13 protein-coding genes and 1 pseudogene are annotated in these 13,938 nt (G+C 64.7%); 5 read left to right on the top strand and 9 right to left on the bottom strand.

Translation table 11 applies throughout. From position 1 onward, the window contains the following. Positions 1 to 469, top strand: a 469-nt coding sequence (locus NP534_RS21175; RefSeq protein ID WP_274099997.1) for a substrate binding domain-containing protein, incomplete at its 5' end; no start/stop codon positions are given. A gap of 113 nt (positions 470 to 582) precedes the next feature. Continuing rightward, a complete protein-coding gene (locus NP534_RS21170) occupies positions 583 to 1,785 on the top strand; it encodes an MFS transporter (protein ID WP_274099996.1) in 1,203 nt (400 codons plus the stop codon). A gap of 120 nt (positions 1,786 to 1,905) precedes the next feature. Here the strand turns inward: NP534_RS21170 and NP534_RS21165 are convergent, their stop codons facing one another. After that, a complete protein-coding gene (locus NP534_RS21165; protein ID WP_274099995.1) occupies positions 1,906 to 2,517 on the bottom strand; it encodes a LysE family translocator in 612 nt (203 codons plus the stop codon). 101 nt (positions 2,518 to 2,618) lie between these two features. Here NP534_RS21165 and NP534_RS21160 point away from each other — a divergent pair, with 101 nt between their 5' ends. Further along, a complete protein-coding gene (locus tag NP534_RS21160; protein WP_274099994.1) occupies positions 2,619 to 3,593 on the top strand; it encodes a GlxA family transcriptional regulator in 975 nt (324 codons plus the stop codon). 23 nt (positions 3,594 to 3,616) lie between these two features. On the opposite strand, the gene NP534_RS21155 is transcribed toward NP534_RS21160, so the two are convergent. After that, positions 3,617 to 4,468, bottom strand: a complete 852-nt coding sequence (locus NP534_RS21155) for a CAP domain-containing protein (protein WP_186660437.1) — start codon at positions 4,466 to 4,468, stop codon at positions 3,617 to 3,619. Between the two features lie 270 nt (positions 4,469 to 4,738). Here NP534_RS21155 and NP534_RS21150 point away from each other — a divergent pair, with 270 nt between their 5' ends. Continuing rightward, entirely contained in the window at positions 4,739 to 6,904 is a 2,166-nt protein-coding gene (locus NP534_RS21150) for a TonB-dependent receptor (RefSeq protein ID WP_274099993.1), read from the top strand. A 9-nt stretch (positions 6,905 to 6,913) separates the two neighbouring features. On the opposite strand, the gene NP534_RS21145 is transcribed toward NP534_RS21150, so the two are convergent. The 7 genes and pseudogenes from NP534_RS21145 to NP534_RS26850 all read right to left on the bottom strand — a co-directional run. Beyond that, on the bottom strand, positions 6,914 to 7,525 hold the full coding sequence (locus tag NP534_RS21145) for a cell wall hydrolase (protein WP_274099992.1): 612 nt from the start codon (positions 7,523 to 7,525) through the stop codon (positions 6,914 to 6,916). Between the two features lie 34 nt (positions 7,526 to 7,559). Beyond that, a complete protein-coding gene (locus NP534_RS21140) occupies positions 7,560 to 8,477 on the bottom strand; it encodes an AEC family transporter (RefSeq protein WP_274099991.1) in 918 nt (305 codons plus the stop codon). Positions 8,478 to 8,587: 110 nt separating this feature from the next. Beyond that, positions 8,588 to 9,451 (bottom strand): LysR family transcriptional regulator, encoded by an 864-nt coding sequence (locus tag NP534_RS21135; RefSeq protein ID WP_274099990.1) that lies wholly within the window; start codon positions 9,449 to 9,451, stop codon positions 8,588 to 8,590. Between the two features lie 81 nt (positions 9,452 to 9,532). Next, entirely contained in the window at positions 9,533 to 10,381 is an 849-nt protein-coding gene (locus tag NP534_RS21130; RefSeq protein ID WP_274099989.1) for an ABC transporter permease, read from the bottom strand. Further along, the gene (locus NP534_RS21125) at positions 10,378 to 11,394 is read right to left on the bottom strand and encodes an ABC transporter substrate-binding protein (RefSeq protein ID WP_274099988.1); all 1,017 of its coding nucleotides are present in this window, start codon (positions 11,392 to 11,394) and stop codon (positions 10,378 to 10,380) included. The genes NP534_RS21130 and NP534_RS21125 overlap by 4 nt, the downstream gene beginning before the upstream one ends. A 97-nt stretch (positions 11,395 to 11,491) precedes the next feature. Next, a complete protein-coding gene (locus NP534_RS26855; RefSeq protein ID WP_371097434.1) occupies positions 11,492 to 12,247 on the bottom strand; it encodes a methyl-accepting chemotaxis protein in 756 nt (251 codons plus the stop codon). A gap of 102 nt (positions 12,248 to 12,349) precedes the next feature. Further along, a pseudogene (locus NP534_RS26850) lies at positions 12,350 to 13,315 on the bottom strand (PDC sensor domain-containing protein); the annotation flags it as partial. A gap of 509 nt (positions 13,316 to 13,824) precedes the next feature. Between NP534_RS26850 and NP534_RS21115 the strand changes: the two are divergent. After that, positions 13,825 to 13,938: hypothetical protein (locus tag NP534_RS21115; RefSeq protein ID WP_274099998.1), on the top strand; the 114-nt coding region annotated here is incomplete at its 3' end.

Here is a 13,938-nt window from a genome sequence, read left to right as displayed (position 1 = left end):
CCTGGGCGACCCTGCGCCGAATGATGAGCTGGTTTGCCGCCCTCTGGGTCTGTTCGAGCGTTGGCTGGTGGCCAGCCCCGCCTACCTGAGCGGTCGCGAAACGCTGGCCCACCCGCAACAGTTGATGGAGCACGCCTGCCTGCGTTTTCGCTATGGGCAAAAAGCTCGCCCCTGGCGCCTGTCCCGCGGGCAGCAGGTGCTGGAGCTGGACGTGAGCGGGCCGCTGCGCAGCGCCAATGCCGACCTGTTGCGTGAAGCAGCGCTGGCGGGTAGCGGGATTGCCCTGCTGGCCGACTGGCTGGTGCGTGAGGATGTGGCTGGCGGCGCGCTGCAGCGCGTGTTCGCTGATTGGCAGGTCAGCCCCGGCACCGCCAATGACAGGATCAATGCGTTGTACTTGCCCAACCACCGCGGCTCGCGTCGGGTGCAGGCGTTCATCGGCTTCTGTGAAGGCTTGCTGGCCCCCTGAAACACCAGCGTTGCGCAGGGTGCAAAGCCCTGTTGCGTGCTGGCCGGATTCTCGCCTGCGGCACGCCTGGGTAAGGTGTGCGGCATATTCCGTCCCTTGTCGAGGCACATCGCATGAACCCCTCCCTAGCTGCAGAGCAGCCCTCGGTCATCGGCCTGAGCCGGGCCCTGGTGACACTGCTGGCGTTTTGTTGCGGCGCCATCGTCGCGAATATCTACTATGCCCAGCCCATCGTCGGGCTGATCGCGCCAGACCTGGGGCTTTCCAACGAGCATGCCAGCCTGATCGTTTCCCTCACCCAGCTGGGTTACGCGCTGGGCCTGCTGTTGCTGGTACCGCTGGCCGACCTGCTGGAAAACCGCCGGCTGATGATCGCCACTGCGGTGCTGGCCTGTATCAGCCTGCTGTTGGCAGGCACCAGCGGCAGTGGCCAGGGCCAGCTGTTTCTGGGCTATGCGCTGTTGATCGGGTTCAGTTCGGTGGCGGTGCAGATGCTGATCCCGCTGGCGGCGCACCTGGCACCCGAGCAGCAGCGTGGGCGTGTGGTCGGCAACATCATGGGCGGGTTGCTGTTGGGCATTCTGCTGGCACGGCCGTTGTCGAGCCTGGTGGCCGACCACTTCGGCTGGCGAACCGTGTTCATCGGCGCGGCGGGGGTGATGCTGGCGATCATCGTGCTGCTGGCCCTGACCCTGCCGCGGCGAGTGCCCGAGCACAAGGCCAGCTATGCCGCGCTGATGATGTCGCTGATCGCGCTGCTGCGCCGTTATCCGGTGCTGCGTCAGCGTTCGCTGTATCAGGCATTGATGTTCGCGGCCTTCAGCCTGTACTGGACCGCGGTGCCACTGGCGTTGGCAGGGGAATACGGCCTGTCGCAGAGCCAGATCGCGCTGTTTGCCCTGGTCGGTGCGGTGGGCGCCGTGGCCGCGCCCTTGGCCGGCCGCCTGGCCGATGCCGGGCATGCCCGTGCCGGTTCGCTGGCGGCCTTGCTGCTGGCGCCGGTGGCGCTGTTGATCGGGCTGACTTCGCCTGGCTTCAGCGTGATCGGCCTTGCACTGACAGGCGTGCTGTTGGACTTCGCGGTACAGATGAACATGGTCATAGGCCAGCGTGAAGTGTATGCCCTGGACCCGGCAAGCCGTGGGCGGCTGAACGCGGTGTACATGACCAGCATCTTTCTGGGCGGGGCGTTGGGCTCGGCGGTGGCCAGTGCGCTGTTTGCCGAGTTCGGCTGGCAGGGGGTAGCGCTGGTGGGCGCCGGGTTGCCTGGGGTGGCGTTGATCGTGTTCCTCATCCAGGCCCGGCGGGGTTTGTAGGAGCGGCCTTGCGTCGCGAAAGGGGCGCGTAGCGGCCCCAGATTTCAGCTTCGCCGCATAGATTGTCGGGGCCGCTGCGCAGCCCTTTCGCGACGCAAGGCCGCTCCTACAAACGGTCACTCAGCGGCCAAGGGGCAACGCCACGCCAATCACGGCGAACAATGTCCCGCAGCAGCGATTGAACCCTTTGCCGCCTTTGGCCAGCCAGGGCCGAATGCGAAATGCCAGCCGTGCCAGCAGGTACTCGACCACAAACTCCACGCTGGCAAAGGTCGCCGCCATCACCACGAACTGCAGCAACAGCCCCCGTTGGGGGTCGAGGAACTGCGGCAGGAACGCACCATAGAACAACAGCACCTTGGGGTTGGCCATGGCCGACAGCAGCCCCTGACGGAACAGGCTCGCATTGCTCAAGCGTGGGGTCTGCGGGGTCACCTCCAGGTGCAGCGCCGGGCTGCGCCACAGCTGCACACCCAGCCATACCAGGTAGGCGCCACCCACCCACTTGAGGATGCCAAGCACCGATGCAGAGGTTTGCAGCAACGCACTGAGGCCGAACATCGCCAGGGCGATCAGGGCGCTGAAGCCGAATACCCCGCCAACGATGGTGAACAGGGTGCGGCGCGCGCCATACAGTGCACCGTGGGTCAAGGCCAGCAAACTGTTAGGGCCTGGGGTCAGCGACAGGCCAATGCTGGCCAGCAGGTAGATAAGCCAAGTGTCGAGTGCCATGGGCAATGCCTTGTAGATTCACAGGGCGCCAGTCTAGGCTACGACGACGTTTTTAGAGGGTATTATCTGGACATTCGATGGTTTGATCTGGACGCCCTGCGATGCCCCCTGATATCCGCCTGCTGATCGTGCCGCTGCCAGAATTCGCCTTGCTGCCGTTCGGGGCGTTTCTCGACAAGCTCCGCTTCAGCGCCGATGACGAAGACTACAGCCGTCAGCGCTACTGCAGCTGGACCCTGGCAGGGCTGACCCTCGAGCCGGTGCCCGCCAGCAGTGGCGTGGTGGTGCAAGTAGAGGCCATCGCCGAACAGCTTGACCTGCACCCGTACGATTACCTGGTGCTGTTTGGCGGCCGCAATGCCATGGCCACCGCCGAGCTGGCACCGTCTTACAAGGGCTTGCTGAAACGGGCCGCCAAGGCGGGCGTCAAGCTGGTGGGTGTCGATAACGCGGCGTTTCTACTGGCCGCGTGCGGCCTGCTGGAGGGGCACGACGTGGTCGTCCACTGGCGGCATGAGGCCGAATTCCGTGCCGCGTTCCCTCATCTGAAGGTGCTGCGCGATCAGCTTTATTGCATTCAAGGCGGGCGCATAACCTGCGCGGGGGGGACGGCGGCCATCGACCTGGCCGTGGAGCTGTTGTCGCGTGCTTGTGGGCGAGCCCGAGCGCTGAAGGGCCTGGCCGACATGCTGGTGGACGAAACGCGCGATAGCCGCCACGCGTTGCGCTCGCTGGAGCAGGGGGCAGGGCAGGGGCGGCAGGTGCAACGCGCACTGGCGTTGATGCGCCATCACCTGGGCTCACCGTTGTCGGTCGAGCACCTGGCGGCAGAGCTGTGCATCAGCCGTCGGCAGCTCGATCGCCAGTTTCAGGCCAGCCAGGGCATGAGCGCCAAGGCCTGGTGGCTGGAAATGCGCTTGCAGCAGGCGCGCTGGCGGTTGCTCAATTCCAGCCACAGCCTGGCGCAGATTGCCGATGAAGTCGGGTTGGGCGATGCCAGCCACCTGGGCAAGTGCGTGCGGCGGCGGTTTGGCTGTACGGCGTTGCAACTGCGCAGCGGGGCGGCTGCTGGCTGAGGCCGCCCAGGCTGTTCAGGTGCTTATTGCGGGGTACCGAACAAGGCCGTCCAGTAGATACCGGCATCACTCTTCGGGTCCACCGCATAGGCGGCCCCCAACTCGCGGAAATCAGGGTTCATCAACGTAGCGCAATGCCCAGGGCTGGCCAGCCATCCGTCGACTACCTTGTGCGCGCTGTCGCGGCCGGCAGCGATGTTCTCGCCGACCTGCTGATACAGGTAACCGGCCAACTCCGCCCGATCGCCGGGGGTACGGCCGTCCTTGTCGATGTGGTCGAAGAAGTTCTGGTTGGCCATGGCCCGGGTGTGGTCGGCGGCCACGCCGGCCAAGGTGGTATTCCAGGTCAGCGCCGGGGCGCCAGCAAAGGGCTGGCCGCCGCACTGGCGCGGCAACTTGCGCGCAGCGTTGATTTCCTGCAACACCTTCTGCCCCTCGGCTTGCCAGTCACCCAGGCGCCCGCTGAGCAACGGGCGGGCGAGGACGATGCGCCAGTCGCGTCCTTCCTGGCTGACGCCGATATCGACGAACTGCGGGTCGAGCACCACTTGGCAGAAACTTTCTTCGATGGCATGCATGGCCGCTTGTGCATCACGCGGGCCCGAGAGGCTGATCGCCTGCACGTTGACCATCGGGTAGGCAGCGCGGGTCATGGCCTGCTGCAAGTCGCGGGTGCCCTCGGGGGATAATGCCAGGCGGGTGTCGCTGTTGAGGGGGGGAAGCTCCAGCGACGCTTCGCCACCGCAAGGCTGGGCCTTGCTGCGGTAGGCATTGATCGAATCGATCAGTTGCCCCTCTTCGCCAGTCACGGCGAAGGCCCCGGTCGAGATGACCAGGCCCAGCGACAAGGCGGCAACAGATGACAGGACGCGCATGTGAATCTCCCTATGACTGGCAGCGTCGTGGTAAGCGCTGCTCATCCTACACAAGCCCAGGGTTTTTGGCCCGGTATCGTGTAAAGCAATGAAAACGCCGGCAATCGTTGCAGGCGGCAAAAGAGGGAGTAGACCACTGGTCGGCCAAAAAGTGCGATCACTTGGTAATCATTCTTAGTTTCGGCTAGAAACAATACTCAATCGCTTATACCCTATGCCCGCAGTTTCACCGTGCCAGGAAGGCCCCATCCCGTTATCGAGGCGCCTTGCATGGCACGATCCCGTCAGTATCAATCGACCCTTCTCGCCGTCTGCTGTTCCGTGGCCGTCACCGCCCAGGCGGCTGACGGTGTGATCCAGCTGGACGCCACCGCCATCAATGCCGAGTCCGCCAAGCGCAAGGGCGAACCCCCGGAAGCCTTTGCCGGCGGCCAGGTTGCCCGTGGTGGGCAGATGGGCGTGCTGGGCAATCAGGACATGATGGACGTGCCGTTCACCATGACCAGCTACACCTCGCAACTGATCGAAGACCAGCAGGCCGAGGACATCGGCGATGTACTGCTCAACGACCCGTCCGTGCGCCAGTCGTTCGGTTTCGGCAACCAGTCGCAGGTCTTCGTCATACGGGGGTTGCCGCTCAACGGCGATGATGTGGCATTCAATGGCCTGTATGGCGTGTTGCCCAGGCAGATGATCAGCACCGATGCCGTGGAGCGGGTCGAGCTGCTGAAAGGGCCGAACGCCTTTCTCAACGGCGCCAGCCCCACGGGTACTGGCCTGGGCGGTAACGTCAACCTGCAGCCCAAGCGTGCCGGCGATACGCCGACCCGCCGCTACACCCAGGACATCAGCAGCGATGGCCGCCTGGGTGAGCACCTGGACCTCGGCCAGCGCTTTGGTGAGGACAACCGCTTTGGCGTGCGCCTGAACCTGTCGCAACGTGAAGGCGAAACCGCAGTCGACGACCAGGACCAACGCAGCAAGCTGTTCATCGTCGGCCTCGACTACCGTGGCGACAAGCTGCGCCTGTCTACCGACATCGGCTATCAGAAACAGCGGGTCAACCATATGCGCAACTCGGTGCGCCTGGGGGCCGGCCTGAGCGATATACCCCGGGCGCCGGATGCCGACCATAATTATGGCCAGGACTGGGCCTGGACCGAGACCGAAGACACCTTCGGCATGGTCCGCGGCGATTACGACTTCAACGACAACTGGAGCGGTTACCTGGCGGGTGGCGTCAAGCACACCCACGAAAACGGTTTTTATGGCACGCCGATCCTCACTGACGCCGCCAGCGGTGCTGCAACCATCGGCGGTTCGAAAATCCCCCATAACGAAGACAACACCACCTTCATGGGCGGCATCAACGGCCGCTTGCAGACCGGCCCGGTCAGCCACCAACTGAACCTCGGCGCTGCCAGCATCTGGACCGAGCAAGAAAACGCGTTCGTCTTCTACAATTCGCAGGCCACCAACCTCTACCACACCGACCCGTTGCCCAAACCCACCACCCCCACCTTCACCGGTGGCAAGCTGGACGACCCTGGGGTCACCGGCAAGACGCGCAACCGCAGCCTTGCCGTGTCCGACACGCTGGGCCTGTTCGACGATACCTTGCTGGTCACCGTCGGCGTGCGGCGCCAGCAGTTGCGCGTCGAAGGCTATGCCTATGACGGCGAGGGGCCGGACCTTGGCCGCAACGCCTTCTACGATGAGTCGGTCACCACGCCTGTCTACGGCATCGTCTACAAGGTAAACCCGTCGATCTCGCTGTACGCCAACCGCATCGAAGGGCTCGCGCAAGGGGCGACTGCATCGGGCCAGGTGATCAATGCCGGGGAAGTGTTCCCGCCGGCCAAGACCAAGCAGGTCGAGGCCGGTGTCAAGCTCGACTACCAGACCTTCGGTGCCAACCTGGCGCTGTTCCGTATCGAGCGGCCCACCGACGGTTTTGTTCAGGGCGATGTATTCGTCCAGGATGGCGAGCAGGTCAACAAGGGCGTCGAACTGAGTGTGTTCGGCGAGCCGCTGCAGGGGCTGCGCTTGATGGCCGGCGGAACGCGCATGGACACCGAGCTGAAAAACACCCACGGCGGGGCCGATGACGGCAACCATGCGGTCGGGGTGCCGACCTTCCAGTTGAACGCCAGCGTCGATTGGGACGTGCCTGGCTTGCAGGGCGTGGCGCTCAACGCCCGTATGCTACGTACCGGGGGGCAGTACGCCAACCCGGCCAACACCCTCAGCCTGCCGACCTGGAACCGCTTCGATGTGGGCGCACGCTACCGCTTCAAGGTGCAGCAAAAGGAGGTCACCCTGCGCATGAACGTGGAAAACCTCACCGACAAGAACTATTGGGCATCCGCCAACGGCGGCTACCTGACCCAGGGCGACCCGCGCCTGGTCAAGTTCTCCGGCTCGATTGACTTCTGACCGCGCCGATCAGCGGGCGAGCGCCTGGTGAGGCTTGTAGAACAGAAAGTGCGTGGTCTCGGCCGTCCTGCGGTAGGCCTTGGCCCACTGCGGGTGCACATTGCGGTCGTGAAAGTACAGCGCCCCGCCGGTGGGGTCCTTGAGCTGCTGGTTCAGCGCCTTGCGCGCGATCTCTTTGGCGATGTCGTAGCGTTGCGCCTCTTCAACCTGATCGGAGCGCCCGTCGCACCACCAGGAAAACTGGCAGGCCTTGGTCTCCACGCCCTGCTTGACGACGCCGCAGATGGTGTCCGGGAAGCCATCGTGGCCCAGGCGGTTGAGCACCACGCTGGCTACTGCGGTCATGTCCTTGGCGTCGGCACCCTTGGCTTCCCAATAGATGGGGCGGGCCAGGCAGGGGTTGCTGTCGTCCAGCGGCGACTTGCCTGCCGGGTCGACGGCTTTCACCTCGCCCGGGGTGATGGTCTCGGCCTTTTTCGGTGGTGGGGCATCCTCCACCACCTTTTCCTCGAGCACTTCGGCCTTGTCTTCGGCGACAGCGGCCTTGGCTGCGTCAGCTGCGTGCACTGGGCCTGCAAGCAGGGCTGTGGTCAAACCGATCAGCATCCACGAAAGGCGCATGGCCGAGCTTCCGAACTGTGGGTTGAATCACAGTCTAGCCAAGCGTAAGCATTAGCACCAAAGGAAGGGTTGCGGCAGCGGCCACGGTCTGCAGGGCGATGATGGTGGCCATCAGCGGGGCGTTGCCGCCCATCTGCCTGGCCATCACATAGGAAGAGGATGCGGTAGGCAGCGCCTGGAACAGCACGGCCACCACTGCCGCCTGGCCACTCAGGCCAAGGATGCGGCACAGGCCCCAGGTGGTCAGTGGCATCACCAGAAACTTGAATGCCGAGGCTGCCATCAACGGGCGCACCTGTTGGCCGACGCGGGCGCCCCCCAGGGCCGCGCCCACGCACAGCAGGCCCAGGGGCAGGGCGGCCTGGCCGAGGGCCTTGACGGTAGGCTCAAGCCCTGCGGGCAAGCCAAGCCCGGTGACCCGCAGCAGCAGGCCGCCGGCACAGCCAACGATCAGCGGGTTGGCGAAAATCGCACGCAACACCGTGGCCGGTGAGCTGTGGCGGGCGCTGAAACGGGCGAACACCAGGACGCACAGCAGGTTGACCAAGGGCACGATGGCGGCATTGGCCACCGCCGCCAGGGCGATGCCGGCACTGCCATAGATACCGGCGGCCAGGGTGGCGCCGATGTAGTTGTTGAAGCGTACGCCACCTTGAAATACCGAGGTGAAATCGGCGCCGTCATGGTTGACCGCACCTTGGTAGAACACCAACAGCAGGGCGCCGAGCAGGGTCGAGAGCATCAGCACACCGACCATGCCCAGCACCGGCACCCCGTCGAGGTTGGCAGTGGCCAGCCCGTGGAGGAACAGCGACGGCAACAGCACGTAATAGCTCAGGCGTTCGGCACCGGGCCAGAAGGTTTCGGCAAGAAAACCGCGAACACACAGAAAGGTGCCCAAGGAGATCAGCAAGATGATCGGTAACAGCGTGGTCAGCAGCAGGTGGAGCATGGTCGGCCTTCCGTAGTCGGGTATGGCTAAAGCCTACGGGGACGCTTTGGTTTGGAAAAACGTTGTTTTCTTCAGTGACCGTTGAGAATAAATGCACAGTCTGCTCGGGTTCAGGCCTCAAGTGCCGTCTTCAACACCGCGCTCAAGTGGCGCCGCTGACTTTTTTCATGCTCCAGCAGCACCACCTGCCGCGTCAGTTGCGGCTCGCCAAAGGGCAGGCAGGTGGCCGCCGGCAAGCGTTGCAGGTCTTCGTCGGCCATGGGGATGATCGCCACCCCCAGGCCCATCACCGCCATGCATGCCAGGGCTTCCTGGCTGTCCAGTTCCATCTGTTCGCTCACTTGCAAGTGCTGGCGGCGCAGCTCCTGTTCGATCTGCCGCCCGGCCCAGGCGCGCTTGTCGAAGCGCAAAAACGGTTGGCTGGCCAACAGCGCTGGCAGGCTCTGGCCCGCCAGCTCGGGGCTGGCGATGGCCCAGAAGCGGTCAGCGAACAAGGGCGTGAAGACCAGGCTCTGGGGATAGGGGCTGATTGGCTCGGTGGTGATCGCCGCATCGAGTTCGCCGTCTTCGACGCGCCGCGCCAGTTCCGCCGACATGCCTGAAGCGACGCTGATATGCAGCTGCGGATGATGGGTCTTGATCCACAGCAGCGCCTTGGGCAAGCGCCGGGCCAGCACCGTGTGGATCGCCCCCAGGCGCAAGCGGCCGCGCAAGCTCGGGCCACTGGCCAAGGCGTCGGCCAATTCGTCATAGGCGCCGAGGATGCCCTCGGCGCGCGCCACCGCCAACTGGCCGGCTTCGGTCAGTACCACTTGGCGCCGGCTGCGATCGAACAGGCTGACCTGCAGCTCGTCTTCGAGGCTCTTGATGTGCAGGCTCACGGCTGAAGGGGTGAGGCTGAGCAGGTCGGCCGCTCGGGCAAAGGTGCCGTGGCGGGCGATGGTCACCAAGGTGCGCAGGGCTTTGAGGGACACGCTGAAAGGCTCCAGGGCTGAGCGGACGGTAGCGCATTGTCAGCGCCGGGCCGGTCGCCGGCAAGCCGGCAGATGCCGAGATCAGCGTTTGACCTGCCCATACGCCTGGCTGATGCGGTCAATCACCATGGCCAGTGCCACGATCGCCAGCCCCGCTTCGACGCCCTGGCCGACGTTGAGGGTCTGGATGCCGGCCAGTACATCCTCACCCAGGCCGCGCGCGCCGATCATCGAGGCCACCACCACCATCGACAACGCCATCATCACTGACTGGTTGAGGCCGGCCATGATGCTCGGCAGGGCCAACGGCAGGGCAATGCGCTGCAGCCTCTGCCAGCGGCTAGCGCCCAAACCGTGTGCGGCTTGCAGCAACGATGGGTCGATCTGCCGCAAGCCCAGCTCGGTCAGCCGCACCAGTGGCGGCAAGGCGTAGATCAGGGTGGCGAACACCGCCGGTACCTTGCCCAGGCCGAACAGCATGAGCACCGGGATCAGGTAGACGAAGGCGGGGAGTGTCTGCATCACATCCAGCACCGGCATCAACAGCCGCCGAGCCAGCGGGCGTGACGCCAGCAGGATGCCCAGCGGCACCCCGACCAGCACGCACAGGCCGGTACTGACCAGCACCAGGGCCAAGGTCTGCAGCAGCTTGTCCCACAGCCCGAGCACGCCGATCAAGGCCAGCAGGGCAACCATCGCCACGCTGCGCAGCACGCTGCGGCTGGCATGCCAGGCGAGCAGCCCGACCAGCAGCAACAGTGCCCACCAGGGCAGCAGGCGCAGCAGGTTCTCCAGGCTTACCAACAGTTGCAGCAGCTGGTCCGAGACGCTGCGCAGGTAATCGCCGTAGTTCAGCACCAGCCAGTCGACCAGCTGGTTGACGCGATTGGCGAAGGAAAATTGCAGCGCTTCGGGAAAGCCGCCACTCATAGGCTGCCCTCGACCTTGGCCGCGACCTCTGCGGGCACCCAGGCTTTCCAGACCTCTGGGTTGTCACGCAGGAAGGTGAGGGCAGCCTTGTTCGGTGGTGTGCGTTTTTCGCTCATCTCGGCCAGGGCGCGGTTAAGCCGATCGATCGGCAGGTCGACCTTTTCGAACACAGCCACCAAATCCGGGTAACCCTCGTGGAACGCCCTGGACACGCCAATCGACAATTTGGCCGGCAGTGACTGGCTGCCTTGCGGGTTGGGGTTGCTGGCATCTGTCAGGGTGGCCCAGGCCTGGGCATTGAAGGGCGGTTCTTGCAGGCGTATCAGTTTGTAGCGCCCCATCAATGGGGTCGGGTTCCAGTAGTAGAACAACACCGGTTGACCGCGCCGGATGGCAGAGCCGATTTCGGCATCCAGTGCCGCCCCAGAGCCACTGCGAAAGTTGCTATAGCTGTCGCTGAGCCCGTAGGCCTTGAGCTTCTGGCTGTTGACCGTTTCGGAGGTCCAGCCGCTGGGGCTGTTGAGGAAGCGCCCTTTGCCCGGCGACTCGGGGTCGCGGAACACCTGCGGGTAGCGCTTGAGGTCATCGACACTGCGCAGGTCCGGCGCCAGGGCCTTGAGGTTGCGCGAAGGGTCGCCTTCGATCACGTAAGCCGGCACCCACCAGCCTTCCTCGGCGTGCTTGACGGTATCGCCCAGAGCGAACACTTGCCCGGCCTGTTCGGCCTTTACCCAGGCGGGGCTACGCCCGGCCCACTCCTCGGCAATCACCTGCAGGTCATTGCGGGCCAGCGCCACTTCCATGCTCACGGTGCTGCCAGGCAGGGTGTCGGTGGCGTAGCCATAACCACGCTCGACGATCAGCCGCAGTATTTCAGTGGTCAGGGCGCCGCTTTCCCAGCCAATGGCGCCAAAGTGAATAGGCGTGGTGCGCTCCGCTGAGGCGGCGCTGTCGGTGCTGGCCAGGCCGGCGGCGAGCAGCAGGCCGGCCAGCAGGGTTGGAATTTTCTTCATCGGGCCTCCTCGGTAGCCGCAGAGTGAGTGCCGGCAAGTGTAGACGACCCCTCTGCGGGCTTTGTCGGGCGGCCGGGAGGCACCGGCCTTTACGGCGTCAGACGCGGAACTGGTCCATCAACGCCTGCTGCTGGTTGGCCAGGCTATTGAGCGACTGGCTGACCCGCGCCGATTCGTTGGCTTGCCCTGACAGCGACTCGGTCACATCACGAATGGTCGCGACGTTGCTGTTGATTTCCTCGGCCACCGCGCTTTGCTCTTCGGCGGCCGAGGCGATCTGCAGGTTCATGTCGGTGATCACCGTCACCGCCTGGCCGATGCGCTGCAGCGCGGTGACGGCCTGGCCGACCTGTTCCACGCCACCCTGGGCCTGGCGGTGGCTGTTGTCCATGGCGCCGACCACTTCGCGGGTACCGGCTTGCAGGGCTTCGATCACCTGGCGGGTTTCTTCCACCGATTCCTGGGTGCGTCGGGCCAGGTTGCGCACTTCATCGGCGACCACGGCAAAACCACGGCCTGCCTCGCCGGCGCGGGCGGCTTCGATCGCTGCGTTGAGCGCCAGCAGGTTGGTCTGTTCGGCGATCGAGCGGATCACTTCCAGCACCGACCCGATCTTCTCGCTGTTCTGCGCCAGGCCTTCGACTTCGGCCATGGCGTTGTTCATGTCGGCAGCCAGGGCGTCGATGCTGTGGGTGGTGCGGTCGATCACGGCCAGCCCTTCACGGGTGGCCTGGTCGGCTTCACGGGCCGCCTGCGCGGCCTGGGCGGCGCTGCGGGCAACGTCCTGGGCGGTGGCGCTCATCTCGTGCGAGGCAGTCGCCACCTGGTCGACCTGGCGGTACTGCTGCTCCATGCCGGCGCTGGTTTCGCTGGCGATGGCCGAGGACTGGTCGGCGGTGCCACGGGCGGCCTGTACCGATTGTTTGACCTCGGCAATGGTCGGCTGCAGCTTGTCGAGGAAACGGTTGAACCAACCCGCCAGCTCGCCCAGTTCGTCCTGCTTCTGGTAGGTCAGGCGGCGGGTCAGGTCACCTTCGCCGCTGGCAATGTCCTTGAGCATCGCCGCCACACCGAGAATCGGCCGGGTGACGCCGCGGGCCATCAACCACACCAGCAGCAGGCCGGCGATCGCGGCGGCCAGGCCCAGGCCCAGCTCCAGCAGGGTGCCACTGGTGTTCAGTGCGTCCAGTTCCTGCTTCAGCGTTTCGGCAGGCCCGGTCAGGGCGTTTTCCGGTACATCCAGCAGCACCCCCCAGGGCTGAGCGCCAGGGATCGGCTCGAAGGCGGCAAGCACCTTGAGGCGCTGCTGGTCGTGCAGGATGCTCAACTTGCCTTCGGCCAGCTTGCGCACCAGTTCGGCGCCCTTGGCCGTGTCGACCTGGTCGAAGCGCTGGGCCAGCTTGCCGGCATCGGCGCTGTAGCCGGCCAGCAGGCCCACCGGGCTGAGGATGCCGACGGTGGTGCGGCCTTCATAGAGGCTGCGGCTGGCATTCTGGGTCAAGGCCTGCAGGCTGTTGAGGTTGATGTCGATGGACAGGGTGGCGATCACCTTGCCGTTGACTGCCAGGGGGAAGACGATGCTGGTCATCAGCACCCGCTGGCCATCGATGTCATAGAAGTAGGGTTCCACCACGCAGACCTTGCCAGTGCTGCGCGGGCACACCCACCAGGTGTTGGCGGGCTGGCCGCTGGGGCCGATCTCGGTGTTGGCCATGTCCTGTTCGGGCAGGGCCATGGCGGTCAGCTGGCCGGCACGCGGTTGCGACCAGTACAGCGCGAAACGCCCGGTTTCGTTGCTGCCCAGCTCGGGCTTGGCGGTGAACAGGTTGTCCTTGTTGTCCAGCGCGTTGGGCTCGAACACCAGCGACAAACCGAGCAGGTCAGGGTTGGCCTGCAGCGCGGCACGTACCTGGCGCGTCATGTCCTCGCGCAGGTCGTAGGCATCGAGAAAGCGCTTTTCGGCCTGCTCGCGCAGGAACAGTACCTGACGGGCGAAGCCGGCGCCGTACTGGTAGGCGTCCATGAACTGACGGCGAATGTTCAAGGCCTGCACTTCACCTTGCGACTCGATGCGCCCCTGGGCCGCCTCGGTGAGCATCTGCATGCTGCTTGCCTTGACCAGGTCTGAACTGTGGTCCATGCGGTACAGCGAGAGGCCGACGAGCAGGGTGACGATACCGGCCAGGCAGAGACCGGCAAGCAGGGTGATCTTCCACTGGATGGAAAGTTGTCGCAAAGGCATGGGGCGAATCCCTTGTAATAGTGCTGGCTGACGACTGTGTCGGCCGTGGTGCTTTTTTCTTTATTCAAACGTTCAATTTAAACTCGAAGGGGCTGGGTAATGCGCCGACACCTGGCGCTTTTGACATCTGCCGCCCACTGCTTCAGAGTGCGCGCTTTTTTGTCCGCAGCTACGAGGAAAGCCAAACCATGAATGCAGTGATCGCCGCAGTCGGCATCATGCTGATACTCAGCCTGTCGCGCGTGCACGTGGTCATCGCCCTGATCATCGGCGCGCTGGTCGGTGGCCTGGTCGGTGGGCTA

Source organism: Pseudomonas sp. 39004, assembly GCF_028682155.1.
Classification (GTDB): domain Bacteria; phylum Pseudomonadota; class Gammaproteobacteria; order Pseudomonadales; family Pseudomonadaceae; genus Aquipseudomonas; species Aquipseudomonas capeferrum.
Note: the sequence above shows the minus strand (reverse complement) of the source record. Positions and strands in the feature narration are given on the sequence as shown.

Bases quoted from the DNA above. Each gene is read 5' to 3' on its own strand.
- NP534_RS21125 (WP_274099988.1), bottom strand. From the start codon at position 11,394: ATGAAGAAAATTCCAACCCTGCTGGCCGGCCTGCTGCTCGCCGCCGGC.
- NP534_RS21150 (WP_274099993.1), top strand. From the start codon at position 4,739: ATGGCACGATCCCGTCAGTATCAATCGACCCTTCTCGCCGTCTGCTGT.
- NP534_RS21160 (WP_274099994.1), top strand. From the start codon at position 2,619: ATGCCCCCTGATATCCGCCTGCTGATCGTGCCGCTGCCAGAATTCGCC.
- NP534_RS21170 (WP_274099996.1), top strand. From the start codon at position 583: ATGAACCCCTCCCTAGCTGCAGAGCAGCCCTCGGTCATCGGCCTGAGC.
- NP534_RS21165 (WP_274099995.1), bottom strand. From the start codon at position 2,517: ATGGCACTCGACACTTGGCTTATCTACCTGCTGGCCAGCATTGGCCTG.
- NP534_RS21145 (WP_274099992.1), bottom strand. From the start codon at position 7,525: ATGCGCCTTTCGTGGATGCTGATCGGTTTGACCACAGCCCTGCTTGCA.
- NP534_RS26855 (WP_371097434.1), bottom strand. From the start codon at position 12,247: ATGGAGCAGCAGTACCGCCAGGTCGACCAGGTGGCGACTGCCTCGCAC.
- NP534_RS21155 (WP_186660437.1), bottom strand. From the start codon at position 4,468: ATGCGCGTCCTGTCATCTGTTGCCGCCTTGTCGCTGGGCCTGGTCATC.
- NP534_RS21130 (WP_274099989.1), bottom strand. From the start codon at position 10,381: ATGAGTGGCGGCTTTCCCGAAGCGCTGCAATTTTCCTTCGCCAATCGC.
- NP534_RS21140 (WP_274099991.1), bottom strand. From the start codon at position 8,477: ATGCTCCACCTGCTGCTGACCACGCTGTTACCGATCATCTTGCTGATC.